This window comes from Actinoallomurus sp. NPDC052274 (assembly GCF_040679475.1).
In the GTDB taxonomy this organism is placed as follows: domain Bacteria; phylum Actinomycetota; class Actinomycetes; order Streptosporangiales; family Streptosporangiaceae; genus Actinoallomurus; species Actinoallomurus liliacearum.
On the sequence record NZ_JBFAUT010000026.1, the window covers coordinates 40,935 to 67,137 of the forward strand.

Genomic DNA, 26,203 nt, shown 5'->3' on the forward strand with positions numbered 1-26,203 from the left:
TGCCTCCTACTCTCAGGCCGGGGTGGCTTCGATCACCCGGAAGTCGAAGCGGGGCAGGGCGGTCACCCGGGCGATCTCGAACCCGGCGGCGTCCAGCAGCCGCCCGAACTCCCCCTCGGTGCGCTCCCGCCCGCCCGTGGCGACGAGCATGTGCAGGTCCAGTAGGAGGTCGCGGGTCTCGGCGAGGTCGCCCGGGGTGACCTGCTCGGGAACGGCCCGCTCGATCACGAACAGGCGGCCGCCGGGCGCGACCGCGGCGCGGACGTTGCGGAGAATCGCCGTGGCGCGCTCGTCGTCCCAGTCGTGGAGGATCTGCTTGAGCAGGTACGCGTCGGCGCCGGCGGGCACCGAGACGAAGAAATCGCCGCTCACCACCTGGCACCGGGACGCGACGCCAGCGGCCGCCAGCGTCGTGGCCGTGGCGGCCAGGCCGGTCGGCACGTCGAACACCACGCCCCGTACGCCGGGATGGGCCCGCAGGACATGGGAGATCAGGGTGCCGTCGCCGCCGCCGACGTCGACGACGGTGCCGAACCGGGACAGGTCCGCGGCGGCGAGGACGCCGGGCGCGGTGTCCCGGGTGTGCTCGGCCATGGCCCGGTTGAACGTCGCCGCCTCCTCGGGCTCGCGCGCGTAGTACTCGAGCCAGGTGACGCCGTGCGCCAGGTCCCAGGCCGGCTCTCCGGTGCGCACGCTGGGCACCAGCTCGTCCCAGCTCCGCCACACCGCCGGGCCGCACATCATTCGCACGAGGTCGCGGATGGAGTTCGGGGCGTCCTTGCGCAGCGGCCGCCCGAACTCGGCGAGCTCGAACCGGTCCATGCCGGTCTGGGTCACCAGTCCCAGCCCCGCCAGGGCCAGCAGCAGCCGACGCAGGGACGGCCCGTGCGCGCCGGTCAGCTCGGCCAGCTCGGCCGTGGTCCGCGGCCGTTCGCCGAGCAGGTCGGCCAGGCCCAGCTCGGCCGCCGCGTAGACGGACTTGGCGGCCATGGCGTGCAGGACCATCTGCATGAGGCGGGCCGGCGCGGGTGGTGCCGGCCGCGTGTTCGCGCCGGTGGCCGTGCCGGCGTCCCGGGCGTCGCCGACCCGATCCGTGGCGGGCACCTCACACGCTCCCGAACTCGTCCGGCGCGCGCAGGGCCGACCATTTCACGTCGGCGGCGATCCTCTTCATCGTGACCTTCCGGTGGAAGTAGTGGTAGCTGCGGGCGAGGGCGTAGGCGATGTGCTCCCTGCGGTCCGTCCTGAAGTAGGTGACGTAGTCGCAGATGGCCGAATCCCCCAGCAGGTGCAGCGGCTCGTGGCGGACCGGGAGCGTGCCGAAGTCGACGAACAGCGGGAGGACCTCGTGCCGGACCAGGCCGGCGACGAAGTCGAAACCCTTCGCGTGCGACAGCAGGGCGCAGTTCTTCAGGATGATGCCCAGCAGGAGGTCGCCCTGGTAGGTCTGATCCACCGCGACGTTGTTGACCTGGAGGATCTTCGTGCCGGACGCCCCGGGGATCGTTCGGTGGAAGACCGAGTCCGGGGCGACCGGGGTCAGCCGGAAGATGGCCACCGCCTCGTCGCGGAAGGTCACCTTGTAACAGCTCGACGCGCTGCTCGGCAGGAAGTCCGCGCTGTAGAGCCCGAGCGGTTTGAGCGCCTTCTCCAGGAACTCCCGGTACTCGTCGTGCTCGTGCACGTCCTGGATCTCGTGGGTCCGGTACTTGCGCACCTCCCGCAGGACCGTCTCATCCTCGGGGGCGGCCACGAGGGTGATCGGGGAGGTCACGTCGCGGTTGGCGAGGATCGCGTCGTCTTCCAGGTGAAGACCGTCGTACGTGATCATCTAACAGGCGGCGCTCAGCACGTCGCGGAACATCTGGCCGTAGTAGTGGATCGTCATCCGCCTGCCCTGGACGACCTCGTCGAGGTCGGAGTCCTTGACCAGCAGGTCGTCGACGGCCTTCTTGACGTCCTCGATGTGCCGGGCGTCGAGCCCGGCGTGGCTCTTGATGAAGGTCACCTGGCGGCGTTCCAGGCCGTACTGCTGCCTGAGCGTGTCCGCGACGACCTTGCCCAGGCCCGCGCCGAGCCCTTCTGTCAGGCTCGCCACCCCGAGGATGCCCAGCGGGCTTCCGTAGGTCGCCATGTAGTAGTTCTGCGCGACCAGGGCCCAGGAGCCGGACATCGGCGGGACGGACAGGACCCGGTCGACGTCCTCACCGAGGTTCTTCAGGTCCTTGACGCAGAACAGATCATGGTTGTTCTCCTCGCGGGCCTGCTCGAAGAACCAATCCCGCAGCTTACGGTAGTCGTCGCCGAGGCGGGCCCCGGCCAGCGACAGCATCCGGGAGGTGTGCCGGACCATGTGGTACGTCTCGCGCAGATAGCTGACGTAGTGCTCACGCTTCATTCCACCGCCGAGAACGAGTTCGATCAACGGGTTGTTCTCGATCTCGCTCTTGAACTCTCTCTCGGTCGCGGACAGCAGTTCGTCGAAATTGCTCATGCGCGGCGTTCCATCCTTCGGGGGACTCGCTGGGGCGGGCGAGGGACGTGAGGTACGGGACGAGGTGAGGTGCGGTGCGGGGCGCCGGGTCTCTAGTGCGGTCCGGCGTCGTGTTTCGGGCCGTGGGGGAAGGGCAACAGGCGGTAGGTGCCGATCGCCCGGGCCAGTGTGCGGCCGGCTCCGTCCGAAAGCCGCGCCTCGAGAAAAGCGGAACTATTGCCCATTGAGGTGATGTGGCCTTCACCGAAGACCTGCCCCACCGGAACCGGCTTGATGAAGTCCGTGGACATCGAAATAGTCATGGGCAGGAACCGCGCGTCGGTGAGCCCCACAATGGCCGAGCCCATGCACTCGTCGAGCATGGCCACGATGAATCCGCCATGAACGCTTCCGGCGGGATTCGTGAAAGTCTCAGCGGCGGTGAACGACAGATGGATCGAATCCGACTGCTTGTCGAGTTTCAGAAGCGTCCAGTCGATCAGCGCTGCGACCTGCGGTCGATCGCCCAGGAGGTCGAAGACCGTCTCTTCTGTCGTGTTGATTTCAGGCACGCACGAGTCGCTTTCGTTGATACCTCAACGAGCCTCGGCCGTCGAGACCCGTCTGCTCGGAATTACGAACAACGAGGCACCGGGCCTCGTTCGACAGCGTTAATGACTTCATGGTCCTTGTCAAGTCAACGGCGTGCCCCATCCCTCCACTCTGTGTGCGCGCCCGGTGGCCGAACGCCTCGACTGTGATGAATGCCGACGGTTTCGACGAATTCAACGACGCCGGTGGAACGCGCGCCGTCCGATTCCGCGCGAGCGCCCCGTGTTTTACAGGTCGGCCGAATTCCGGATTCCGGCCGCGTGGTCGACCGCCCCGACCGGTCGGCCACGCGGCCGTGGCCGGCGATCGCCACCTGCGCCCGGGCGGCGCTTGACGGATCACGCGCAGGGGCGCGTCCGATGGGTGGGCTATCCTTGCGACGATGATCACCGGGACGGCATTGCGCCACACACGGATTGGTGACCCGGTGCTCCTCTGAGCGCCGTACGGGCCGACGCGGGCCCGCTCTTCGATCGAGGACCATGCGCTGCCGCGCGGGCTCCGCCTCGTCGTGTTGATCACAGGCTCGACACATCAACCACGACAGGAGAAGCCATGCCCACCAAGACTCTGCAGGTTCCCACCCCGGACGGCCAGGCCGACGCTTTCGCCGCCTTTCCCGACCGCGGCGAGCCGCACCCGGGGGTGCTGCTGTACACCGACGCCTTCGGCCTGCGACCCGAGTTGGAGCGAAAGGCCCGCGCACTGGCCGAGCACGGGTACTACGTGCTCGTCCCCAACCTCTATTACCGGCACGGCCCGGCACCGGTGACCGAACTTCCCGAGCACATCGGAGAAGAGATCCGGCCCGCGGTCATCGCCCTGTTGATGCCCTTGCTCGAGACGCACACCGCCGAACGAATCGTGCGCGACGCCGACGCCTACCTCGGCTTCCTCGCCACCCGGCCCGAGGTCAGCGCCGGACCGGCCGCCGTGGTCGGCTACTGCATCGGCGCGGCCTTGGCGATGCGCACCGCGGCGGCCCATCCCGACCAGGTGGCCGCCGTCGCCGGATTCCATCCCGGTTTCCTGGTCACCGACGCACCCGACAGCCCGCACCGCCTCGTCCCCGAGCTCACCGCCCAAGTTCACCTCGGTCTCGCCGAAAACGACATGTCGCCCGAGGCCATCGGCGCACTCGACCAGGCCCTGGATGCCGCAGGGGTCGACTACGCCATTGAGATCTACCCCGGCACCGTCCACGGCTACACCATGTCCGACACCGACGCCTTCAGCCCCTCCGCATCGCAGCGCCACTGGGACCGCCTGCTCCCCCTCCTCGGGCGCGCCCTGGCCGGCGGCTGACACTTCGGCTCGGAGATCGAACCTCGAGGACACGGCTCCGGAGTCCTCGGTGTCCCGCAGCGCGGGGCGTCCTTCGCGGAACGGCTCGCCCACCACGATGGGCGGGCCGGCCGGAACATTCGTCCAAGACGCCGGCGCGCACCGGCGGCGACAGTGGGCTCATGACCATTCCTGACGGGAAACCGCACGTGAACGGCGGCGCCGAGACGACTGAGGGTTCGATCCTGCCCCTGGACGACGGTGACATTTACGTGTGCCAGGACGGCCCCCGCGACGCCCCGCCGCTACTGCTCATCCACGGCTCCGCCTCATCGACCCGCTCGTGGGACTCGCTGGTCCCGTTGCTGACCGAGTCCCATCGCGTCATCCGGATCGATCTGCTCGGGTGCGGCCGGTCGACCGCACCGGCCACCGGCGGCTACGGGCCCCCCGAGCAGGGACGCCGGGTCGGCATGGCACTGGACCGACTCGGTGTCGAGCACACCGTGGTCGTCGGCCATTCCAGCGGAGGCGTGGTCGCCACCGCCCTCGCCGAGCAACGGCCCGACCTGGTCACCGCGCTCGTGCTCATCAACACCGGCCCCAGCATGGACGCCTTCATCGCGGCAGAGACCGCCGCCATCGGACCCTCGCAGTGGCCTCCGACCGATGAGCAGATCCGCCAGTTCGGGAGCACCGCTTTCAGCCGCGAGGGCTTCCAGTTCCCGCAAGAGTTCGTGGACGAGGTGCGCGGTATGCCCTACGACGCGTTCGCTGCGGCGATGCAGGCCCCCCGCGACTACCTGAAGCAGCGAGCGCTCCCGGAGCGGCTGGCCGTCCTCGGTAGACCACTGCAGGTGATCTTCGGCGACCAGGACCGTCGATGGCGGCCATCGTCCGCCGCCGACTACCGCGCCGTTCCGGACGCGAGAGTCGAGATGCTGTCCGGCGTCGGACACACGCCGATAATGGAGGACCCGACGCGGACCGCCGAGCTTCTCCTGGCCTTCACCGCTGTCCAGGGGCGTGAGGGACATCGGAACGAAAATCTGACAGGTTGAGGCTGCTCAGCGCAGTACGGCCGCCAGCAGGTCGGCGCCCAACGCCGTCAGATCGGGCAGATTGATGGTGTACCGGACGTAACGGCCGTGCCGCCGGGCCGTGAGCAGGCCCGCGCGGCGCAGGACGGCGAGGTGGCGGGACACCTCCGGGGGTGAGAGTTCCCAGAAGTGGGCCAGCTCGCCGGTGGTGTGCGGGCCACGGGCCAGAGTGCGCAGCAGCCGCAGCCGTACCGGATGCGCGAGCGCCTCCAGCCGGAGGGTGACCGTCTCCAGAGAGACGGGCTCAGCCGGACCCGGCTCGGCGACGGGGTACTGCACCACCGGATGCCATCCGCGAGCGTGGACCGCCACCAGGTGCGGGCGGCCGAAGACGCTGGGGATGAAGGTGACCCCGGCGCCACGGGCGGCGGTCGCCTTGTCCTGGACCTTGTCCACGATGATGCAGTCGCCGTCCGGTGCCAGGGCGACCGCGCCGGAGACCGAGGCGAGTGCCGCCCCGATGCCCTGGCGCCTGAGGAGTTCGTTCTTCAGGCGCAGATCAGTGGCGAGCCGCACCGCGACGCCCGCCCAGGCGTCGTCGAAGAATGCCTCGGCGCATTCTTCGAGGGTGTGGCGCATCCGCGCCCGCACCGCGGCCGGGTCCGCGAGCAGCCGCTCCGCGAAGGCCTCCTGCAGCGCGCCGCGGGCCTGGGCCACGTCCAGGGCCCGCTCGCGCGCCGTCGTGTCGGTGAGCGGCGACGCCCCGCGGAAATGGACCCGGTTGCTGCCACAGGTGGTGACGAGCGCGGCGGTCACATACGTCTCGTCGTCGATCCGGTCCACGTCGTCCAGCTCCTCGGCGAGGGTCGGCCGGGGCCGCGCGGGGATCAGGAAGTCGGCCTGTGAGGAACGCCAGAGGAACTCAGCCTCCCTGAGCCGCTCGGCCAGCTCCGGCCGCAGCCCGGCCCAGACGTCCGCGGCCCAGCCGGCGAACTGCGGATGGTGACCGGGTTCGGCCAGCACGTGCAGCATCGCGGTCAGTTCGGCCAGTGGGGAGGCGGCGAACCGCACTCTCTCGGACGGCAGGCCGCTGATGTCGATCCTCAGCGTCATCCCCTCATCATCACCGACCGGACGACCTGGCGACGGCGTCGATTGACGGTATGCGTCAACCGACGTGCCCTGCCCCAGCGGCCGAACGCATCGTCTGACGCCATGGCAACCATCACCAGAATTCAGCCCCGCACCCTCGTCCGTGCCTCCGGAGGCCCCCGCTACGCCGTCGCCCTGGCCGTGGACGCGCGAGCAGGCTCGTGAGCTCGGCAATCGCCTCGGGGGACGGCTCGATTCCCTCCGCCCGTCCGGCTGTCCCGAACAGCATCCGCCACAGCGTCTTCCTCAGTCCGGGCGATCCTGAATATGGGATATTGTCCCAGATATGGGACAGGACTCGGTGGAGGAGGCCGAGCCGGGCGGAGTGGACGCCCGGCTGGCGGCCCGGCTGGCGGAGCTGCGCGTCGAGCGCGGCTGGTCGCTGGAGGAGCTGGCACGGCGGACGGGGGTGAGCCGATCGACCCTGTCACGGTTGGAGCGGGGCGAGATCAGCCCCACCGCCGCCCTGCTCGGCAGGCTGTGCGCCGCGTACGAGCGGACGATGTCACGCCTCCTCGCCGAGGTCGAGGCCGACCCTCCCCAGCTCGTACGCGCCGGTGAGCAGACCGTGTGGCGGGACGAGGAGTCGGGTTTCACCCGGCGGTCGGTGTCGCCCCCGCATCCCGGCCTGCGCGGTGAGGCCATCGAGGGGCTGCTGCGCCCGGGCGCGGACATCTCCTACGACGGACCGCCGGTTCCCGGCCTGGAGCAGCACATCTGGGTGCTCGACGGAGCCCTGGAGGTCGGCGCGAACGGTCACACGTACGAGCTGCGCGACGGCGACTGCCTGCGGTTCCGATTGTGGGGCCGGTCGCGGTTCCGCTGCCTCGGCGCCGAACCGGTCCGCTACGCCCTCCTGGTGGTCCTGCCGTGACGTCCTCCTCTCCCCCGCCGCCGGCCGATGAAGGAGTTCGCCCGATGCGCGCCATCACCCGCCTGTCCGCCGCCGAGTTCACCGTCCACGTGCCGGACCTGGCCGACCTCCTGCTGGACGCCGTCGCCGGCGGTCACTCCCTCGGCTTCGTGGCTCCGTTCGAGCGTGGCGCCGCGCTCGACTTCTGGCGGGCCCGCACCCCGGCCGTGGCCGACGGGAGCCTGCTCGTCTGGGCCTGCCGCGGTCCGCGGGGCATCGAGGGGACCGTCAGCCTCGCCGTGGAACCCAAGCCCAACGGCCGGCACCGCGCCGAGGTCCTCAAGCTGATGGTCCACCGCGCCGCGCGGGGCCGGGGGCTGGGCCGGGCGCTGCTGACCACCGCCGAGCGGGCGGCCGCCGAGCTCGGCACGACGCTCCTGCTCCTGGACACCGAGACCGGCAGCGTCGCCGAGAGCCTCTATGCCTCCGCCGGCTGGACGCGGTACGGCATCGTCCCGGACTACGCCGCCGACCCGTCGGGCGCGCTGCGCGACTGCAGCTTCTTCTACAAGCGCCTGGCGTGAGCCCCGCCCCGAGCGACCGGAGCGGGCGGGCTCACCGGCGACCGTTCGCCTGACGGAGGGTCCGGAAGAACGCGCGGATGTCGCCGACCAGCAGGTCGGGCTGCTCCATCGCGGCGAAGTGCCCGCCCCGGTCGTACTCCGTCCAGCGCACGATGGTGTTCGTCCGTTCGGCGATGTGCCGCAACGGGATGAAGTTGTCGTGGGGGAAGACGGCCAGGGCGGTCGGCGCGGTCGACGGCTCGGGCGGCCGTCCCCAGTAGTCCGCGTGCGCCCGCTCGTAGTAGATCCGGGCGGAGGATCCGGCGGTCCCGGTCAGCCAGTACAGCATCACGTTGGTCAGCAGCTGGTCGCGGTCCACGGCGTCCTCGGGCCGGTCCCGGGAGTCCGTCCACTCCTTGAACTTCTCCACGATCCAGGCCAGCTGGCCGACCGGCGAGTCGGTCAGGGCGTAGGCGAGGGTCTGCGGACGCGTCGACTGGATCGCCGCGTATCCGATGCCCTCCCGCTCCCACGCCTGGGTGCGCCGCCACGAGGCCATGGCACGGTCGCGTTCGGCCGGGGACAGCGCGGCCCGCTCGTCGGGCTCCTCGGTGGCGGCCCCGCCGGGCAGCAGGTTCAGGTGAACGCCGATGATCTCCTCGGGGCGGGTCCGGCCGAGTTCGCGGGAGACGACCGCGCCCCAGTCACCGCCCTGCGCGCCGTACCGCCGGTAGCCCAGGCGGCGCATCAGCTTGGCGAACGCGGCCGCGATCCGCTTGAACTCCCAGCCGGTCTGGCGCGTCGGTCCCGACAGACCGAACCCGGGGATGCCGGGGATGACCAGGTGGAACGCGTCGGCCGGGTCGCCACCGTGCCCTCGCGGGTCCGACAGCGGGCCGGCGATCTCGGTGAACTCCGCGATCGATCCGGGCCAGCCGTGCGTGATGACCAGCGGGACGGCGTCCGGCTCCGGGGAGCGGACGTGGGCGAAGTGGATCGTCGCCCCGTCGATGGTGGTGGTGAACTGCGGCCAGGCGTTCAGCCGTGCCTCGGCGGCCCGCCAGTCGAACTCGTGCCGCCAGTACCGTACGAGCTCGCGCAGGTAGTCCCCCGGTACGCCGTAGGCCCAGCCGACGCCGGGCAGCTCGTCCGGCCAGCGGGTGCGGTCCAGGCGCGCGTGCAGGTCGTCCAGGTCGGCCTGGGGGATGTCGATGCGGTACGGATGGATGTTCTCCTCGGCGGTCCTCACCCGGCCATGCTAGGGATCTCCAGGTCGGGGTTCACCGGGCGGTCCGCCCCCGGTCACGGCCGAGCTCGGCCAGGCGGGTCAGGGCGGGCAGCGCGCCGGCGATCGCCTGCCGCTCCTCGGGGGTCAGCCGGGCGACCAGCGGGATCAGGTGGCCGGTCCGGTCGGCGTGGCGGGACCGGCAGATCCGCCGGCCCGTCTCGGTGATGTGCACGAGGACGACGCGGCCGTCGCCCGGGTCGGGGCGGCGCTCGACCAGCCCCTCCCGCTCGAGCCGGGTGACCAGCTGGGTGACGCCGGGCTGGGTGATCTGCTCGGTCCTGGCCAGGTCGGTCAGCCGCATCGGGCCGTCGCCGTACGCGAGGGTGTCCAGCACCGACAGGGTCGTGAACGGCAGCTTCTCCAGCGTGGGCAGCCGGATGTAGAAGCGGTTGAAATCCTCGATCGCCGTGGTGAAGGCGGCCACGTCCAGGTCGTCGTTCGCGGTGTCGTCCACGGCCGCCAGCTTAGGAGGTCACGCCGCACCGTTCGGAGGGAGGAGTTCGTCGTTGTGCCGGCCCAGGGCCGGGGTCGGCGTGGTGCCGGCCGGGGTGAAGCCGTCGTAGCGGGCCGGGGTGCGGATGACGGTCTCGGTTCGTTCACCGTCGGTGACCGTGACGGCGAGCTGATTCTCGGCGAATTGCGGCGAGCTGACCACCTCTCTCCACGTTTGTACGCGTGTGGCCATCAGCCCGGCCCGTTCGAAGATCTCCACCCACTCGGCGGCGGCATGCGCGCGGAGCGCCGCGGTCAACTCGGCGGTGAGTTCTCGCCGGTGGAGGCCGCGTTGCCGCTGGTCGGCGAACCGGGGATCGGTCAGCAGATCGGGGCGGCCGAGGACCTCGGTCAGCTTCTTCCAGTGCTTGGGCACGTACGCGGCCAGCACGAGGTGATCGCCGTCGCCGCACCGGAAGGCGCCGCTGGGTTCGGTCGCGAACGGGCTCCGGCCGTCGGTGGGCCTGGGGGTGTTCGAGGCGGTGTTGGCCGCCATGGTGAGGCTGTTGGACTGCAGACTGCACGCCACGTCGTACATGGCGACGCGCACGACGTCCGCGACGCCGTGCCGCTCGCGGTTCAGCAGCGCGGCGAGGACGGCCTGAGCCAGGACGTGTCCGGTGGCCGCGTCGATGATCGTGGAGCGCACGAACTCGGGTGTGCCGTCGCTGGACCGGAGGCCGGTCACCAGGCCCGACTCGGCCTGGATCATCATGTCGATGCAGGGCCGCCGCCCCACCGGACCGTAACCGCCGTATCCGGACAGCGCCGCGTAGACCAGTCGGGGGTTGCGGGCCTGCAAGGTCTCGGCGCCCAGGCCGAGCCGGTCCATCACGCCGGGCCGGAAGCCGTCCAGGACGACGTCGGCGGTGTCGGCCAGGGCCAGCGCCTGCCGCAGTCCCTCCTCGGACTTGAGGTCGATCATGACGGACTTCTTGCCACGGTTGTTTGGCAGGAAGTACGGCGCCACATGCTCGAGGCCGGGGCGGCTCGAGGTGATCCGGCGGGCGGCCTCGCCGCCGGGGGCCTCGATCTTGATGACCTCGGCGCCGAGGTCGGCGAGCACGGTGCCGGCCAGCGGACCGGCCACGTTCTGGGTGAAGTCCAGGACCCGGAAGCCGTCGAGCGGGCGGTGGGCGGGGGAAGCGGTCATGGTGACTCCCAGTCGAAGCTGTTGCCCCGGCGCTAGTAATAGACTCTAGCGGTCTGAAAATACGATGGGAGTATGTCCCTGCGCGACGCCGCGCACAAGACGGCACGAGACGAGGGGCGGGGCCATGGCTGAGAGCACCGCCTCCGTCCGCGGCCGGCCGCGTGATCCCGATTTCGAGGACCGGGTCTTCGACGCCGTCATCGCGCTGTACGCCCGAGGCGGCCTGGAGGCGGTGAGCCTCGGCGCCGTCGCCCGCGCGGCCCGCGTCGGGAAGGCCTCGCTCTACCTGCGCTGGCCCGGCAAGGAGGCCCTGCTCGTCGACGCGCTGAAGGCGCGGATCGTCCTGGACACCCACGTCGACACCGGCGATCTGCGAGCCGACCTGCGCCGCCTCGCCGAGCAGATGCTCCTCCTGCTGTGGAGCGACGCGGGCCTCGCCTACATGCGCCGGATCGTGGACTCCTCCGTGCGCCCGGAGGTCTTCGGCACCTCGCACCGGGAGAGCAGCCCGACCGTCCTGGCCGCACGGCGACTGGTGCGAAGCGCCGTCGCCCGCGGCGAACTGCCCGAGGGCACGAGCCCGACCATTCTGATGGACATGCTCTTCGGCGCCGCCATGATGCACGCCACCGTCACCCCCGTCGGCATGCGCGACGCCACCCGCGCGAACGCGGCCGACTACCTGGACGCCCTGGTCGAGACCATCCTCGCCGGGGTCACGGGCACCAGGCCTGCGGGGCCGATGTAGCAGGCATTATCGGGCCGGGCGCAACCGGCCGAGTGCCGCTGGCGAGGGCCTCGACGGTCAGGCGGTGCGCCTCGCGGCCGAAGCGGGCTTCGGGGGAAACAGCGAACACGACTTCTGGCTGCCACGGACGGCTTGGCCGTATGAGGTCGCGTGATGGCGATGTTTTGCGATGGCCTCTTCCGGGGCTGGTGGGGCGGGGGTGACGGAAACGGATGCGATCTCCCCCACGGCCGGCTCGAGGCTTGGCCGCCTCGACCTGGACCTGCGGTTTCGCGGCGCGGGTGAGAAGGCGGAGCGGGCGGTGGCGATCATGGCCGGGTGCGGGCCCGATACCGGAGGGACGTCCGCAATGGAAAGGAGCCGTCCACCTCGCTTGTTCCGGCCCGCCCAGACGATTTCTGCTCATTGTGAGCGCCGATCGTGAACTCCTAACGTCAGCGGCGGGGGCCCGCCGGGGGCCCGACTGGGAGGCGCACGATGGTGTTCGTACGGGCGGGCAATACAGACTTCACGGCGATCATTCCGGGACAGGCCGATCCGTGGGAAGCGCTGTTCCTGCGGGCCGACCGGGTCGCGAAGATCAACACGGAGAAGCTGATCTCGGATGGGCGGCTTGTGGACGCCTACGACAAGCAGCTCGCCGGGATCCCCGAGTCGTTCGCCGGTCACACCGACGCGGCGTTCGACGTCCGGAGCGCCACGGGCACTCGGCGGACGATCTTCATCCTCGGAGATCAGTGCCTGGACTGGCAGTGGGGTGGCATGCCCAGATATCAGGGGCCGATCACCGAGATGCCGGACTTCGGGCGCCACATCCCGAGCGAGTATCGCAGCGACCTCAACGCCGTCATGGGACTGCCGGACGGCAGCACCATGCTGTTCAAGGGGAACCAGTGCGCGGTCATCGACTGGGGCCCCAAGGGCGGCTGTTCCTACAAGGGCTCCCTGGCCGACATGCCCAAGTGGCAGTGGCGAAGTGTGCCCCCGGAGATGAGCGGCGACTTCGACCACGCCGTGATGTTCAAGTCGCCGGACCAATCACAGGAAGAGACCCTGTTCATCAAGGGTGAGCAGGCGATGGTCTTCCACTGGAGCCACGGCCCCAGGTTGATCGGCGGCTACGCCGCCGTGGCGGCCGGGCTCGACGCCCTGCCCGGCTTCTATCACGCGAAGTCCGGAAATCTGCACCATCCGCCCCAAAGGACACCACCGCTGCTCCCGAAGAGCACCCTCACCACCGACTGGTCCACGCTGGCCACGGGCGCGCCCCTGACGCTGCGCTACTCCACTTCATCGGACAAGCTCAGCGACAAGAACTGGATCGGCCTCTACCCCGCCGGTCCGACGCGTCCGCCCCAGGAGTCCTTCGTCTGGGCGTACACACCTGACGCCAAGGGCAGCACCACCTTGGACACCGGCAGGCTGCCCGGGCCGGGCTCCTACGCGGCCTGGTACTTCTACAACGACGGCTACGACCCCCTGGCCGGCCCGCTCGTCTTCACCCTGACCTGAGCCCACGACCAGACAGGGGCCCGGTGAACGTTCACCTGGGCCCCACAGCCGCATGATCCTGGTCAGCCCCGGTGGCGGCGCCTGGATCAGCCGAAGCGGCACGTCGCGCACCCGCTCGTCCTAACCGGGCCTGTCTGCGGGCGTCACCCCGGCACATAGGCCGGCCGGAACTCACCGGCGACAACGGCTCGTGTTGCGCAAACCCCCTGGTTGGCGCGAGATGACACGGACCCGAGTCATTCGCCTGCTACATCAGGCCCGAGGCCTCGGCGGGCGGAGGGGCGGCCGGCGACCCGCAGCCGAGAGCCGGTGACCGAGGCGATCGCCGGACGCCGGCGATCGCCTCGGATCGATCGGGCGGATCCTGTCGGTGCTCGGGCCGCTCAGGCCCGAGCACCGAGCCGGGACCAGGCCTCGGTCAGCGTCTCGCGCAGGATGCGTTCGATCTCGTCGAAGTGCTCCTGGCCGCAGGTGAGCGGCGGGGCCAACTGGATCACCGGGTCGCCGCGGTCGTCGGCCCGGCAGATCAGGCCGGCGTCGAACAGCGCGGAGGACAGGAAGCCCCGCAGCAGCCACTCGGACTCGGCGGCGTCGAAGGTCTCGCGGGTGCCGGTGTCCTTGACGAGCTCGATGCCGTAGAAGTAGCCCGCGCCGCGGACCTCACCCACGATCGGCAGGTCGGTCAGCTTCTCCAGCGTGGCGCGGAAGGCGGCCTCGTTGTCCCGGACGTGCTGGAGGACCCTCTCCTTCTCGAACAGGTCGAGGTTGGCGAGCGCGACCGCGGTGGAGACGGGGTGCCCGGCGAAGGTGATGCCGTGCAGGAAGGTGTCCGGACCGTCGGCGAACGGCTCGACGAGGCGGTCGCTGACCATCATGCCGCCCAGCGGCGAGTAGCCGGAGGTGACGCCCTTGGCGAAGGTGATGATGTCCGGCTGGTAGCCGTACCGTTCGGAGCCGAAGTAGTGGCCGAGCCGCCCGAACGCGCAGATCACCTCGTCGGAGACCAGGAGCACGCCGTACTTGTCGCAGATCGCGCGGACCCGCTCGAAGTAGCCGGGGGGCGGCGGGAAGCAGCCGCCCGCGTTCTGCACCGGCTCGAGGAAGACGGCGGCCACCGACTCGGGGCCCTCCCGCAGGATGGCCCGCTCGATCTCGTCGGCCGCCCACTGCCCGAACCGCTCCGGGGAGTCGCCGTACTCGGGCGCGCGGTAGAAGTTGGTGTTGGGCACGCGGACCGAGCCCGGCACCAGCGGCTCGAACGGGTGCTTGATCGGCGCCAGGCCGGTGATCGACAACGCGCCCATGGAGGTGCCGTGGTAGGCGATGTCGCGACTGATCACCTTGTAGCGGCCGTGCTGCCCGATCAGCTTGAAGTAGTTGCGGGCCAGCTTCCACGCCGACTCGACGGCCTCCGAGCCGCTGGCCGTGAAGAAGACGCGGTTCAGGTCGCCCGGGGCCAGAGCGGCGAGCCGCTCGGCCAGCTCGATCGCACTCGGGTGGGCGTAGGACCACAGCGGGAAGTACGCCAGTTCCCCGGCCTGAGCGCCCGCGGCGTCGGCGAGCTCGCGGCGGCCGTGCCCGAGCTGGGACACGAACAGGCCCGACAGCCCGTCGAGGTAGCGCCGGCCCTTGTCGTCGTAGACGTAGGCGCCCTCCCCGCGCACGATGACGGGCACGTCGGCGTCCTTGTAGGACGACAACCGGGTGAAGTGCATCCACAGATGGCGTTTGGCGGCGTCCTGGAGGTTCATGAGTCTGCTTTCTCTCAGCGGGTTCCCCACGCGTAGGTCTGCTTGCGGAGCTTGAGGTAGACGAAGCTCTCGGTGCCGGCGACGCCGGGCACCGCCCGGATCCGGCCGAGGACGTTGAGGAGGTGGTCGTCGCTCTCACACACGATCTCGACCAGCAGGTCGAAGGACCCGGCGGTGATCACGACGTAGTCGATCTCGTCGAAGTCGGCGAGCGCGTCGGCGACGGTCTCCAGGTCACCCTCGCATCGGACGCCGATCATGGCCTGCCGGAAGAAGCCGAGCGAGAGCGGGTCGGTGACCGCGACGATCTGCATCACGCCCGATTCCAGCAGCCGCTGGACGCGCTGGCGCACGGCCGCCTCGGAGAGTCCCACCGACTTGCCCAGCGCGGCGTACGAGCTGCGGCCGTCCGCCTGGAGCAGCTCGATCAGCTTCTTGGACGTCTCGTCGAGGTGGTTGTTGCCCGTGCGCCGTCCGTTACCCACCGGCCGTGCGGGGGGTCCTTGATCGTCGGTCATCGCGGCCTCCTTGCTGCGACATCGTGGCAGATCAGACCCGGAAGTCAAGGATTTCGTCGTGCAATCTGATCGTAACAACGGAATCGCTTGTTTTGGGAGATTTGTTCTGCCATGGTCGGCACATCACAGCCTGTACAGCCCGGAGGCCGACCGTGATCTTGCGGAACTTCGTGGGCGGCGAGCACGTCGATGCCAAGGACGGCCGCACGTCCGATGTGATCGATCCCAGCACCGGGGAGACGTACGCCCGGGCGCCGTTGTCGGGGCCCGCGGACGTCGACGCCGCCATGACCGCCGCCGCGGCGGCGTTCGAGGAGTGGCGCGATGCGACGCCGGGCGAGCGAAGTCTGGCGCTGCTACGGATGGCCGACGCCGTCGAGGCCCGGGCCGAGGACCTCGTTCAGGCCGAGTGCCGCAACACCGGCAAGCCGCTGCAGCTCACCCGGGACGAGGAGGTCGGCCCCATGGCCGACGAGTTCCGGTTCTTCGCCGGCTGCGCCCGGCTGCTGGAGGGACGGTCGGCCGGCGAGTACATGACCGACCACACCTCGATGATCCGCCGTGAGCCGATCGGCGTCTGCGCCCAGGTCACGCCGTGGAACTACCCGATGGTCATGGCGACCTGGAAGATCGCGCCGGCGCTGGCGGCCGGCAACACCGTCGTCCTCAAACCGTCCGACACCACACCGGTCACCACCCTCATGCTCGCCGAGATCGCCGCGGAGTTCCTGCCGCCCGGCGTGCTCAACGTGGTCTGCGGCGATCGGGACACCGGGCGTGAGCTGGTCGGCCATCCGATCCCCCAGATGGTCTCGGTCACCGGCTCGGTACGGGCCGGCATGCAGGTCGCCCGGCAGGCCGCCGGCTCCCTGAAGAAGGTCCACCTCGAACTCGGAGGCAAGGCGCCGGTGCTCGTCTTCGACGACGCCGACGTCGCGAAGACCGCCCAGGGCGTCGCCGAGGCCGGATACTTCAATGCCGGCCAGGACTGCACCGCGGCCACCCGCGTGCTGGCCACCCCCGGCGTCTACGACGACCTCGTCGCCGCGCTCGCCGAGCGGGCGAAGGCCACGAAGGTCGGCCCGCCGAGCGACGAGGACGCCTTCTACGGCCCGCTCAACAACGCGAACCAGCTCGACCGCGTCACCCGGTTCCTCGAACGGGCGCCCGCGCACGCCGAGGTCCTGACCGGCGGCGAGCGCGTCGGCGACCGCGGCTACTTCTACGCCCCCACCGTCGTCACCGGCCTGCACCAGGACGACGAGATGGTGCAGAGCGAGATCTTCGGCCCGGTCATCACGGTGCAGCGCGTCGCCGACGAGGACGAGGCGGTGCACCTGGCCAACGGCGTGCCGTACGGGCTGGCCGCCAGCGTGTGGACACGCGACCACGGCCGGGCCATGCGGATGTCCAAGCGGCTCGACTTCGGCGCGGTCTGGATCAACACCCACATCCCGTTCGTCTCCGAGATGCCGCACGGCGGCTTCAAACACTCCGGCTACGGCAAGGACCTGTCGATGTACGGCTTCGAGGACTACACGCGGATCAAGCACGTCATGAGCTACATCGGAGCCGGCGAATGACCGAGCTGCGAGAGACCGAGGCCGGAGCCGCCGCGAAGATCGCCGCGATCGAACTGCGCGGCGTCGTCAAGAGCTTCCAGTCCCACGGCGAGACCGTCACCGCCGTCCGGGGCGTCGACCTGTCCATCGCCGAAGGCGAGTTCTTCTCACTGCTGGGCCCGTCCGGGTGCGGCAAGACGACGACGATGCGCATGATCGCCGGGTTCGACGAGCCCACCGAGGGACAGATCATCCTGCACGGCGGCGACGTGGTGGGCGTACCCCCGAACCGCCGTGACATCAACATGGTCTTCCAGTCCTACGCGCTGTTCCCGCACATGAGCGTGTTCGAGAACGTCGCGTTCGGGCTGCGCCGCAAGAACACCCCCAAGGACGAGGTGACCCGCCGGGTCGGGGAGATGCTGGAGATCGTGGACCTCACGGGCCGGGAGAAACGCCGGCCGCGCGAGCTGTCCGGCGGCCAGCAGCAGCGGGTCGCGCTGGCACGTGCGCTGGTCAACCGCCCCCGGGCGTTGCTCCTGGACGAGCCGCTCGGCGCGCTGGACCTCAAGCTCCGCCAGGCGATGCAGGTCGAGCTCAAGCGCATCCAGCGCGAGGTCGGCATCACCTTCGTCTACGTCACCCACGACCAGGGCGAGGCACTGACGATGTCGGACCGCATCGCGGTCATGAACGAGGGCGTCATCGAGCAGCTCGGCCCGCCCCGGCAGGTCTACGAACGGCCCGCCACCGCGTTCGTCGCCGGCTTCATCGGCACCTCGAACGTCCTGTCCGGCACCGTCGCCCGCACCGACGGCGACACGGCGGTCATCGAGCCGGGTCCCGGCGAGCGGATCCTCGTGCCGCAGGCGAAGCCCGCGGCCGGCGGCACCGTCGAACTGACCGTACGGCCCGAGAAGATCGCCATCGGCCTGCATCCCCCCGACGGGGAGGTCTGCGCGCTACGCGGCACCGTGACCGAGGTCGTCTACCTCGGCACGTTCACGAACTACACGGTCCGCACGTCCACCGGCGCCGAGGTCGTGGTCTTCCTGCAGAACGCCTCTTCCGCGGACGACGTCGCCGCGTCCGGGGACACCGTCTGGCTCTCCTGGGAGCCCCGCCACTCCTACGCGATCGGAGCATCATGAACGAGATCGACCCGGCGCTCCTGCGCGGCATGACCCGGAGCCGGCGCGACGCGTTGCGGCTGTTCGGCCTGGCCGGCGCCGGTCTCGGCCTCGCCGCGTGCGGCGTCAAGGGCCAGAAGGCGGCCCCGGCCAAGCAGAGCGACGTCCAGAAGTACTGGAACGGCAAGACCAAGCACGGCCACGTGAACTTCGCCAACTGGCCGCTGTACATGGACAAGGGCCGCACCCCGCTGAAGCAGTTCACCAAGGAGACCGGCATCGCGGTGACCTACCGCGAGGTCATCCAGGACGACCCGTCGTGGTTCGGCAAGATCCAGCCGCAGTTGCAGGCGAATCAGTCGATCGGGTACGACCTGATGGTCATCACCAACGGCGTGTCGTTCACCAAGCTCACCGAGCTCGGCTACCTCGTGCCGCTGGACCACTCGAAGCTGCCGAACTTCACCAAGAACGCCGGCGCCGCGTACAAGAACGAGTCCTTCGACCCCGGCAACGTCTACAGCGTCCCGTACCAGACCGGGATCACCGGCATCGCCTACGACCCGACGAAGACCGGCCGCGAGATCACCAGCCTCGCCGACCTGTGGGACCCGAAGTTCAAGGGCAAGGTCGGGATGCTGTCCGACATCCAGGAGATCGGCAACTTCGGGATGATGGCGATCGGCGTGAACCCGGAGAAGTCCACGCCGGACGACTGGAAGAAGGCCGGCGCCAAGCTGCAGGAGCAGAAGGCCCAGGGGATCGTCCGCAAGTACTTCGACCAGGACTACATCGACGCGCTCACCCGCGGTGACATCTGGCTGTCCATGGCCTACTCCGGCGACATCTTCCAGCAGAACCTGTCGGAGAAGTCGAACCTGAAGTTCGTCCTCCCGCAGGAGGGCGGCACGATCTGGACCGACAACCTGACGATCCCGAAGACCGCCGAGAACCCGGTCGACGCCATCACGCTGATGGACTACTTCTACCGGCCGGAGATCGCCGCCCAGCTCGCCGAGATCGTCAGCTACGTGACGCCGGTCCCGGGCGCCAAGGACGTCCTCACGGCCGAGGCCGCCAAGGCCACCGGCGCGCGGCAGAAGACGCTCCAGACGCTGGCGGCCAGCCCGCTGATCTTCCCCTCCGACGCCGACTACGCCCGGCTCCGGCACTACCGGAAGATGACGACGGCGGAGGAACAGCAGTACAACACGGTCTTCCAGCAGATCACGGCGGGGTGACCGATGCGCAGACGCCTCGCGCCGTACCTGCTCGTCCTGCCCGGCGGGCTCTGGCTCGCGATCTTGTTCGTGCTGCCGATGGTCGTCATGCTGTCGTTCTCGCTCATGCAGGGCGACGTCGTGAACGGCTTCCAGCTCACCTGGCACTGGCAGAACTACACCGACAGCCTGTCGGCCTACGCCGACCAGCTGATCCGCTCCCTCGTGTACGGCCTGCTCGCGACGGCGGCGTGCGTGCTGCTCGCCTACCCGGCCGCGTACTGGATCGCCTTCCGCGGCGGCACGCGCAAGTCCACGTACCTGTTCCTGATGCTGCTGCCGTTCTTCGTGTCGTTCGTGCTGCGGACGTTCTCCTGGAAGTTCCTGCTGGCCGACGACGGCATCGTGCTGGGCCCGCTGAAGAACGCCGGGCTGCTGCCGCAGGACTTCCACGTGCTCGCCACGGGCTTCGCCGTCGTGGCCGGCCTGACCTACAACTACCTGCCGTTCATGGTGCTGCCGATCTACGTCGCGCTGGAGCGGGTGGACCCGCGGCTGATCGAGGCGGCGCAGGACCTGTACGCCGGCCGGGCGCAGGCGTTCCTGCGCGTGGTCCTGCCGCTGTCGGTGCCGGGGGTGTTCGCGGGCGTGCTGATGACGTTCGTCCCGGTCAGCGCCGACTACGTCAACGCGACGGTGCTGGGCGGCACGAACAACACGATGATCGGCAACGTCATCCAGAACCTCTACCTGGTGAACAACGACTACCCACAGGCGGCGGCGCTGTCGTTCGCGCTGATGGCCATCCTGCTGCTCGGGATCTTCGCGTACGCGCGGGCGCTGGGCACCGAGGACGTATTGGAGGTGGCGGCCCGATGACCGAGCGGAGCAAGGGAATCATCAGGCACAGCACCTCGGTCATGAGGCCGACGAAGGAGGTCTCATGACCGCGACCATGACGGAGACTGAGGCCGGCCCCGCGGTCCGCGCGCGGCGGGGCCGGGGCCGCTGGGGCGACCGGATCCTGTACGCCTACACCTGGGCGATCGTCGTCTGGCTGTGCCTGCCGATCGCCGTGATGATCGCGTTCGGGTTCAACGACGCCAAGGGGCGCCTCAACCTGACGTGGCAGGGCTTCACGGTCAAGTGGTACGGGAAGCTGTTCGCGGTTCCGGACCTGACCACGGCGCTGGTGAACTCGCTGACGATCGCGATTCTGGCCGCGCTCGGCGCGACGGTCCTCGGCACGCTGATCGGCCTGGCCCTGGGGCGTTACCGGTTCCGCGGCCAGGGCGCGCTGAATCTCGTGCAGTTCGCGGCGATCTCCGCCCCGGAGACCGTGATGGGCGCGTCCCTGCTGTCGTTCTTCGTCCAGTTGGGCGTGGGCCGGGGCTACCTGACGATCCTCGTCGCGCACATCATGTTCTCGCTGTCGTTCGTGGCGGTCACCGTACGGGCGCGGGTGCTCACCCTCGACCCGTTCGTGGAGGAGGCGGCGCGCGACCTGGGAGCGAGCGGCTGGACGACGTTCCGGCTCGTCACCATGCCGATGATCTTCCCCGCGGTGCTGGCCGGCGGGCTGCTGGCGTTCGCGCTGTCCATCGACGACTTCATCATCACGAGCTTCAACAGCGGCTCCACCCTGACGTTCCCGCTGTGGATCTGGGGTGCGCAGAAACAGGGGCTTCCGCCGCAGGTCAACGTCATGGGGACGTTGATCTTCCTGGCGGGCGTCCTCCTCGCGGTGGGCAACGCGGTGCTCGCCCGCAGGCGGCGGTGATCCGGCGATGAACGTCCTGGCGGCTCTTGCCGAGGCCGAGCCCACCCCGTACTGGCTGACGGACCCGGCGGCGCCCGAACCCGCGCCGGCCCTGGTCGGCTCGACCTCCTGCGATCTGGCCGTGGTCGGCGCGGGCTACACCGGCCTGTGGACGGCGCTGCGCGCCAAGGAACGCGACCCGTCCCTGGACGTCGTCATCGTCGAGGCGGACGTGGCCGGCGGCGCCGCGTCCGGCCGCAACGGCGGGTTCTGCGCGGCGAGCCTCACCCACGGGCTCGGCAACGGCCTGGCCCGCTGGCGTGCGGAGATGCCCGTGCTCGAGCGGCTCGGCCGGGAGAACCTCGACGGGATCGAGGACACGGTGCGGCGCCACGGCATCGACTGCGACTTCGAGCGCACCGGCGAGCTGAGCGTCGCGACGGAGGACTGGCAGCTCGCCGCTCTGCGGACGCTGGCCGAGGAGTCCGCGGCCCTCGGCCGGCCCGCCGACCTCCTGGACGCCGACGCCGTCCAAGCGGAGATCGCGTCGCCCACCTACAAGGGCGGACTGTGGGACCGGGACGGCGTCGCGATGGTGCACCCGGCCAAGCTCGCCTGGGGACTGCGGCGGGCCTGCCTGGCGGCCGGCGTCCGGCTGTACGAGCGCACGCCCGTCGACGCGGTCGAGGACGAGCAGCACGGCCGGCTGCGGCTGCGCACCCCGTACGGTTCCGTCGACGCGGCGAAGGTCGCGGTCGGCACCGGCGCGTTCGCCGGGCCGCTGCGTCGCCTGCGGCACTTCGCCGTTCCGGTCTACGACTACGCGCTGGTCACCGAGCCGCTGTCCGCCGACCGGCTCGCGTCGATCGGCTGGCGCAACCGCCAGGGCGTCGGCGACGGCGGGAACCAATTTCACTACTACCGGCTCACCGCGGACGGCCGGATCCTGTGGGGCGGCTACGACGCCATCTACCACTTCGGCGGCGGGGTCGCCTCCGAGCTGGAACGCCGCCCGCAGACGTTCGCGACGCTCGCCCGGCACTTCTTCGCGACGTTCCCGCAGCTGGAAGGGGTGCGCTTCAGCCACGCCTGGGGCGGCATGATCGACACGTGCAGCCGCTTCTGCGCCTTCTACGGAACGGCGTACGGCGGCCGGCTGGCGTACGCGGCCGGCTACACCGGCCTCGGCGTCGGAGCCACGCGGTTCGGGGCCGACGTCATGCTCGACCTGCTGTCCGGGGCGGACACCGAGCGCACCCGGCTCGAGATGGTGCGCTCCCGGCCGATGCCGTTCCCCCCGGAGCCGCTCCGCTACGGCGTCATCCAGCTCACCCGCTGGTCGCTCGCCCGCGCCGACCAGCACCAGGGCCGCCGCAACCTGTGGCTGCGCACTCTCGACCACCTGGGCGTCGGCTTCGACTCCTGACCGGCCGCAGGTCCGTCTCGACCAGGGCAGGCGGCTCGGGATCAGAGGGTGAGGACGAGCTTGCCCTGAAGGTGACCGCTGTCGAGCAGCCGGTGGGCGTCGGCGACGCGCTCGAAGGGGAACGTCTCCTGCACGTGGACCCGGAGCTTTCCCTGTTCGACGAGATCGACGAGACCGCGCAGGGCGACCGGGTCGGGGTCGACCGCGATACCGCTGAAGTGCATGCCCGCCGCCTCGTATTCGGCGATGAGCTCCGGGTCATCCTCGGCGGTCGCCGTCACCAGGTGACCGCCAGGGCGGAGCACTCCGAGAGACCTCTCTACGGTGTCGCCGCCGATCGTGTCGAGCACGACGTCGATGTCGCGGACCGCGTCGGTGAAGTCGACCGCCATGTAGTCGATCACTTCATCGGGGCCGAACGCTTCGACGAACTCCCGTTTGCTCTCGCTGGCGGTCGTGATCACGTGCGCGCCAAAGGCCTTCGCGATCTGGATCGCGACGTGGCCGACCCCGCCGCCACCGCCGTGGACCAGGACGCGATCCCCCTCGCTGACGCCGGCGAGGTCGACGAGCCCCTGCCACGCCGTCAGCCCGACGATCGGGAGCGCAGCGGCTTCAACGTGGGAGAGCGAGGCCGGCTTGCGTGCCAGGTGCAGCGCCGGCGCTGATACAAGTTCGGCGTACGCGCTCGCCGGCCGCGGGAACAGCGGCATCCCGAACACCTCGTCGCCGGGCCTGAACCGCCACGTCTGCGGTGACTCCTCGACCACGCCGCTGATGTCCCAGCCGAGGATGAACGGCGGCCGGCCGATCAGCGGGAACTCGCCGGCGCGAAGGCGCGCCTCCAGCGGGTTCAGCCCGATCGCCTTGACGCGGACGAGCACCTCGGTCGGGAGGGACTGGGGCTCGGGCGCGTCCACGATGGTGAGCACCTCGGGACCGCCGAGCGTCTGCTGGGTGATGACTCGCATGACTCTCCTGGCTTTGGAAAGGGGAGAGATTCCAGGCTAGGTTTCCGGTAGGAACCAGCAGGTGCCTTTAGTAACCAGCGGGTACCTTTGGCGCCATGAGCGGTTTCGGTCCCGGTGATTCCTTTCTCGCCGACTGTCCGGCACGTCTGGCGGTCGAGCTGATCGCCGACAAGTGGACGGTGGTCGTGCTCTACGGCCTCAGCCAGGGCCCGGTTCGCCATGGCGAGCTGCTCAAGCTGATCGGTGACATCTCCCGCAAGATGCTCACCCAGACACTCCGACGGCTTGCGGCGCATGGACTCGTCCGCCGCCACGCCTACGCCGAGGTGCCGCCCCGCGTCGAATACGAGCTCACCCCGCTCGGGGCGACGCTGATCGATCCGATCCACATGCTGACCGAGTGGGCGAGAGCAAACGGCGACGCAGTGCTCGATGCACTCGACACCGATCCCGAGCCGGTCGCCCAGGGCGCACCGGGCCGAGACTGAGGAGCGGCCGAGAGGGCACTCAGGGCCCTGACCGGGGTCCAGTAGCTGAGGCAGACAGCCGAAGCGCGCTCGTACCCGCCACACGGCGGCGGCGTGCCGGGGACGACCATCTGCCCGATGCCCGCGACCTGGTCGTTGACGGCGTTAAGCCAGGTGATGCCCACCTGTTCGGCCGGCCCGATCGGCTGCGGCTACGCGCCAGCCTGGCCCCCGGAACGTCCTGTACTTCCGCAAGGACCACCCGCGCCGCGATGGTGCTCCGCGACCTGCGGCAACCGGGCTCGCGCCGCGCGCCACTACCGGCGCCACCATCGCCCGGTCCCCTGAGCCGGGACCGGCTGCGCGCGGACCGTCGATCCGAAGGCCGTGCTCGTTCAGCGGGGGCCGCGGAACGCGGCCCGGTAGGCGTGCGGAGTCGTGCCGGCGACGCGCTTGAAGCGTTCCCGGAAGGCCGTGGCGGATCCGAAGCCCGCCTGGACGGCGATCCGCTCCACGGAGTGGTCGGTGTGCTCGAGCAGGTACTGCGCCCGTCTGACCCGAGCACGCAGCAGCCACTGCAGGGGTGTCGTGCCGGTGTGCTCGCGGAAGCGGCGGCTGAAGGTGCGGGTGCTCATGCCGCAGCGGGCGGCCATGACCTCCAGGGTGAGGTCTTCTCCCAGGTGGTCCTCGATCCAGGTCAGCGTCGGCTCGAGCAGCGAGCCGCGGGGCACCGGATGCTGCTCGTGGACGATGTACTGTGCCTGGCCGCCCTCCCGTTCCAGGGGGGTGACGGCCAGGCGGGCGGCGTCCGCCGCGATGGCCGAGCCCAGATCGCGGCGGACCATGTGCAGGCACAGGTCCAGTCCCGCGGACGCGCCGGCCGAGGTGAGGAACTGCCCGTTGTCCACGTAGAGCACGTCGGGCCGCACCTCGACCTTCGGGAACATCTCGGCGAACGGCTCCGCGGCGGTCCAGTGCGTGGTCGCGGCCAGACCGTCCAGCAGGCCGGTGGCGGCCAGGGTGAAGGCACCGCCGCAGATCGAGGCGATGCGGGTGCCGCGGGCAGCGGCATCGCGTAGCGCCTCCAGCACGGTGGCCGGTGGCGGCTCAGCGCTCTCGCAACCGGGGACGATGATCGTGTCGGCGTCCGCGAGAGCGTCCAGCCCCCACGGCGGATGGATGGTGAAGATCTCGGTCGCCACGTACGGCTGCGTCCCGCACACCTGCACCCGATAAGGACGGCGCCCGTCCGGCAGGCGGACACGTCCGAACACCTCCACCGGGATGGCCATGTCGTAGACCACCGTCTGATCCAGGACCAGAATCGCCACCGTATGCACGGACGCAGCGTACGCCGGGTTCCAGCCAATGCCCAGCCGTGCGTTGTCTCGGTGAGAGCCGGAACTTCGCAGCTCAGCGAGTTGGCGAGAACTCGTTGGAATCTGTCGATCCAGCCCGTGGCCGAGACCTGTCAGGTCTCCTAGCGTGAGCGCGGCAGTCACGGAACGACAGAGATGAGCCACCGATGCTTGCCCAATTTGTCCTGTTCGATGGTTTCGACCCGCTGGACGTCATCGCCCCGTTCGAGGTGTTCAGCGCCGCGAGCGCATACACCGACCAGGTGAGCGCCGAACTGGTCGCCGCCGAGGGCCCACGGGAGGTCCGCAGCGGGATCCCCGCCATCTCCCTGGCGGCCACCGCCGGCCTGGACCCGGAACGCGCGGACCTGGTCGTCGTTCCCGGCGCCGCCGGAAGAACGCTCCCCCAGGGCCAGGACGACCTCACGGACGAGGAGCGGGAGGCGACGGTTCCCGCCATTCTCGGCCGGACCCTGACCACCGGGCTTCCGGCATTGCTCGGCAAAGCCATGGCCGCGCCCGGCACCACGATGGGGGCGGTATGCGGGGGCCCGCTGATCCTCTCCATGGCCGGGCTCATCGACGGCCGTAACGCCACCGCTCACCACCAGGGCCTGGACGTGCTCGGCGCGGGCGGCGTCAACGCCATACGGGCCCGGGTCGTCGACGACGGCGATCTGGTCACCGCGGGCGGCGTCACCTCCGGCCTGGACCTGGGCCTGTACCTGTTGGAGCGGGTCGTGGGACCGAAGGTCGCACTCGCGGTCGAGCGGCTGTTCGAGTACGAGCGCCGCGGCGTCGTCTGGCGCGACCTCGAGCCCACTCCGAAGAGCGCCTGACCCGTTCCCCTCGCCCAGATCGAAAGCGCACA

27 protein-coding genes are annotated in these 26,203 nt (G+C 70.1%); 15 read left to right on the top strand and 12 right to left on the bottom strand.

The features are described 5' to 3' along the window. Positions 1–12: 12 nt before the first annotated feature. From AB0K82_RS22660 to AB0K82_RS22675, 4 genes are all read right to left on the bottom strand, one after another. Positions 13–1,104, bottom strand: a complete 1,092-nt coding sequence (locus AB0K82_RS22660) for a methyltransferase (protein WP_364399782.1) — start codon at positions 1,102–1,104, stop codon at positions 13–15. A gap of 1 nt (position 1,105) precedes the next feature. Next, a complete protein-coding gene (locus tag AB0K82_RS22665; RefSeq protein WP_364399785.1) occupies positions 1,106–1,831 on the bottom strand; it encodes a hypothetical protein in 726 nt (241 codons plus the stop codon). After that, a complete protein-coding gene (locus AB0K82_RS22670) occupies positions 1,832–2,494 on the bottom strand; it encodes an iron-containing redox enzyme family protein (protein WP_364399787.1) in 663 nt (220 codons plus the stop codon). It lies immediately after the preceding gene. A 92-nt stretch (positions 2,495–2,586) separates the two neighbouring features. Then, a complete protein-coding gene (locus AB0K82_RS22675; RefSeq protein ID WP_364399790.1) occupies positions 2,587–3,045 on the bottom strand; it encodes a PaaI family thioesterase in 459 nt (152 codons plus the stop codon). A 595-nt stretch (positions 3,046–3,640) separates the two neighbouring features. Here AB0K82_RS22675 and AB0K82_RS22680 point away from each other — a divergent pair. Together AB0K82_RS22680 and AB0K82_RS22685 are read left to right on the top strand one after the other, a co-directional pair. Beyond that, the gene (locus AB0K82_RS22680) at positions 3,641–4,390 is read left to right on the top strand and encodes a dienelactone hydrolase family protein (RefSeq protein WP_364399793.1); all 750 of its coding nucleotides are present in this window, start codon (positions 3,641–3,643) and stop codon (positions 4,388–4,390) included. A gap of 161 nt (positions 4,391–4,551) precedes the next feature. Further along, positions 4,552–5,430 (top strand): alpha/beta hydrolase, encoded by an 879-nt coding sequence (locus tag AB0K82_RS22685; protein ID WP_364399796.1) that lies wholly within the window; start codon positions 4,552–4,554, stop codon positions 5,428–5,430. 6 nt (positions 5,431–5,436) lie between these two features. Here AB0K82_RS22685 and AB0K82_RS22690 read toward each other — a convergent pair whose 3' ends face one another. Beyond that, positions 5,437–6,522, bottom strand: coding sequence for a DUF5937 family protein (locus tag AB0K82_RS22690; protein ID WP_364399799.1), 1,086 nt, complete (start codon positions 6,520–6,522; stop codon positions 5,437–5,439). Positions 6,523–6,847: 325 nt separating this feature from the next. Between AB0K82_RS22690 and AB0K82_RS22695 the strand changes: the two genes are divergently transcribed. Together AB0K82_RS22695 and AB0K82_RS22700 are read left to right on the top strand one after the other, a co-directional pair. Continuing rightward, positions 6,848–7,435, top strand: a complete 588-nt coding sequence (locus tag AB0K82_RS22695; protein WP_364399802.1) for an XRE family transcriptional regulator — start codon at positions 6,848–6,850, stop codon at positions 7,433–7,435. A 44-nt stretch (positions 7,436–7,479) separates the two neighbouring features. Beyond that, on the top strand, positions 7,480–7,998 hold the full coding sequence (locus AB0K82_RS22700) for a GNAT family N-acetyltransferase (protein ID WP_364399804.1): 519 nt from the start codon (positions 7,480–7,482) through the stop codon (positions 7,996–7,998). Between the two features lie 31 nt (positions 7,999–8,029). Here AB0K82_RS22700 and AB0K82_RS22705 read toward each other — a convergent pair whose 3' ends face one another. From AB0K82_RS22705 to AB0K82_RS22715, 3 genes are read right to left on the bottom strand one after another with little or no spacing between them, the layout of a single operon-like run. Further along, positions 8,030–9,226, bottom strand: coding sequence for an epoxide hydrolase family protein (locus AB0K82_RS22705; RefSeq protein WP_364399807.1), 1,197 nt, complete (start codon positions 9,224–9,226; stop codon positions 8,030–8,032). Between the two features lie 31 nt (positions 9,227–9,257). After that, on the bottom strand, positions 9,258–9,719 hold the full coding sequence (locus tag AB0K82_RS22710) for a MarR family transcriptional regulator (protein ID WP_364399810.1): 462 nt from the start codon (positions 9,717–9,719) through the stop codon (positions 9,258–9,260). A gap of 18 nt (positions 9,720–9,737) precedes the next feature. Then, complete coding sequence (locus AB0K82_RS22715; protein WP_364399813.1) at positions 9,738–10,910, bottom strand: CoA transferase; 1,173 nt, start codon at positions 10,908–10,910, stop codon at positions 9,738–9,740. Positions 10,911–11,034: 124 nt separating this feature from the next. Between AB0K82_RS22715 and AB0K82_RS22720 the strand changes: the two genes are divergently transcribed. Beyond that, on the top strand, positions 11,035–11,658 hold the full coding sequence (locus tag AB0K82_RS22720; protein ID WP_364399816.1) for a TetR/AcrR family transcriptional regulator: 624 nt from the start codon (positions 11,035–11,037) through the stop codon (positions 11,656–11,658). A 477-nt stretch (positions 11,659–12,135) separates the two neighbouring features. Beyond that, positions 12,136–13,170 (top strand): hypothetical protein, encoded by a 1,035-nt coding sequence (locus tag AB0K82_RS22725; RefSeq protein WP_364399819.1) that lies wholly within the window; start codon positions 12,136–12,138, stop codon positions 13,168–13,170. A gap of 383 nt (positions 13,171–13,553) precedes the next feature. Here the strand turns inward: AB0K82_RS22725 and AB0K82_RS22730 are convergent, their stop codons facing one another. Together AB0K82_RS22730 and AB0K82_RS22735 are read right to left on the bottom strand one after the other, a co-directional pair. After that, positions 13,554–14,921 carry an aspartate aminotransferase family protein gene (locus tag AB0K82_RS22730; RefSeq protein ID WP_364399822.1) on the bottom strand — a complete coding sequence of 456 codons (1,368 nt, stop codon included), beginning with the start codon at positions 14,919–14,921 and terminating at the stop codon, positions 13,554–13,556. 14 nt (positions 14,922–14,935) lie between these two features. Further along, positions 14,936–15,439, bottom strand: a complete 504-nt coding sequence (locus tag AB0K82_RS22735) for an Lrp/AsnC family transcriptional regulator (RefSeq protein WP_364399825.1) — start codon at positions 15,437–15,439, stop codon at positions 14,936–14,938. Between the two features lie 152 nt (positions 15,440–15,591). Between AB0K82_RS22735 and AB0K82_RS22740 the strand changes: the two genes are divergently transcribed. The 6 genes from AB0K82_RS22740 to AB0K82_RS22765 all read left to right on the top strand — a co-directional run bounded on the left by AB0K82_RS22740 (position 15,592) and on the right by AB0K82_RS22765 (position 22,536). After that, positions 15,592–17,022: a gamma-aminobutyraldehyde dehydrogenase gene (locus tag AB0K82_RS22740; protein ID WP_364399828.1), complete on the top strand. Its 1,431-nt coding sequence runs from the start codon at positions 15,592–15,594 to the stop codon at positions 17,020–17,022. Then, positions 17,019–18,152, top strand: coding sequence for an ABC transporter ATP-binding protein (locus AB0K82_RS22745; RefSeq protein WP_364399831.1), 1,134 nt, complete (start codon positions 17,019–17,021; stop codon positions 18,150–18,152). Before AB0K82_RS22740 ends, AB0K82_RS22745 begins: the two co-directional genes overlap by 4 nt. Beyond that, positions 18,149–19,372 (top strand): spermidine/putrescine ABC transporter substrate-binding protein, encoded by a 1,224-nt coding sequence (locus AB0K82_RS22750; RefSeq protein ID WP_364399834.1) that lies wholly within the window; start codon positions 18,149–18,151, stop codon positions 19,370–19,372. The genes AB0K82_RS22745 and AB0K82_RS22750 overlap by 4 nt, the downstream gene beginning before the upstream one ends. A gap of 3 nt (positions 19,373–19,375) precedes the next feature. Then, entirely contained in the window at positions 19,376–20,230 is an 855-nt protein-coding gene (locus AB0K82_RS22755; protein ID WP_364399836.1) for an ABC transporter permease, read from the top strand. Positions 20,231–20,294: 64 nt separating this feature from the next. Beyond that, positions 20,295–21,131: an ABC transporter permease gene (locus tag AB0K82_RS22760; RefSeq protein WP_364399839.1), complete on the top strand. Its 837-nt coding sequence runs from the start codon at positions 20,295–20,297 to the stop codon at positions 21,129–21,131. A 7-nt stretch (positions 21,132–21,138) separates the two neighbouring features. Continuing rightward, positions 21,139–22,536 (top strand): FAD-dependent oxidoreductase, encoded by a 1,398-nt coding sequence (locus tag AB0K82_RS22765; RefSeq protein ID WP_364399842.1) that lies wholly within the window; start codon positions 21,139–21,141, stop codon positions 22,534–22,536. A gap of 41 nt (positions 22,537–22,577) precedes the next feature. On the opposite strand, the gene AB0K82_RS22770 is transcribed toward AB0K82_RS22765, so the two are convergent. Continuing rightward, the gene (locus AB0K82_RS22770) at positions 22,578–23,507 is read right to left on the bottom strand and encodes an NADP-dependent oxidoreductase (RefSeq protein ID WP_364399845.1); all 930 of its coding nucleotides are present in this window, start codon (positions 23,505–23,507) and stop codon (positions 22,578–22,580) included. 95 nt (positions 23,508–23,602) lie between these two features. Between AB0K82_RS22770 and AB0K82_RS22775 the strand changes: the two genes are divergently transcribed. Both AB0K82_RS22775 and AB0K82_RS22780 read left to right on the top strand, forming a co-directional pair. Beyond that, entirely contained in the window at positions 23,603–23,995 is a 393-nt protein-coding gene (locus AB0K82_RS22775) for a helix-turn-helix domain-containing protein (RefSeq protein WP_364399848.1), read from the top strand. Positions 23,996–24,151: 156 nt separating this feature from the next. Then, positions 24,152–24,322, top strand: coding sequence for a CGNR zinc finger domain-containing protein (locus tag AB0K82_RS22780; protein WP_364399968.1), 171 nt, complete (start codon positions 24,152–24,154; stop codon positions 24,320–24,322). 47 nt (positions 24,323–24,369) lie between these two features. Here the strand turns inward: AB0K82_RS22780 and AB0K82_RS22785 are convergent, their stop codons facing one another. Beyond that, positions 24,370–25,314, bottom strand: coding sequence for a helix-turn-helix domain-containing protein (locus AB0K82_RS22785; protein WP_364399851.1), 945 nt, complete (start codon positions 25,312–25,314; stop codon positions 24,370–24,372). A 185-nt stretch (positions 25,315–25,499) separates the two neighbouring features. Between AB0K82_RS22785 and AB0K82_RS22790 the strand changes: the two genes are divergently transcribed. After that, positions 25,500–26,171 carry a DJ-1/PfpI family protein gene (locus AB0K82_RS22790; RefSeq protein ID WP_364399854.1) on the top strand — a complete coding sequence of 224 codons (672 nt, stop codon included), beginning with the start codon at positions 25,500–25,502 and terminating at the stop codon, positions 26,169–26,171. Positions 26,172–26,203: the final 32 nt, after the last annotated feature.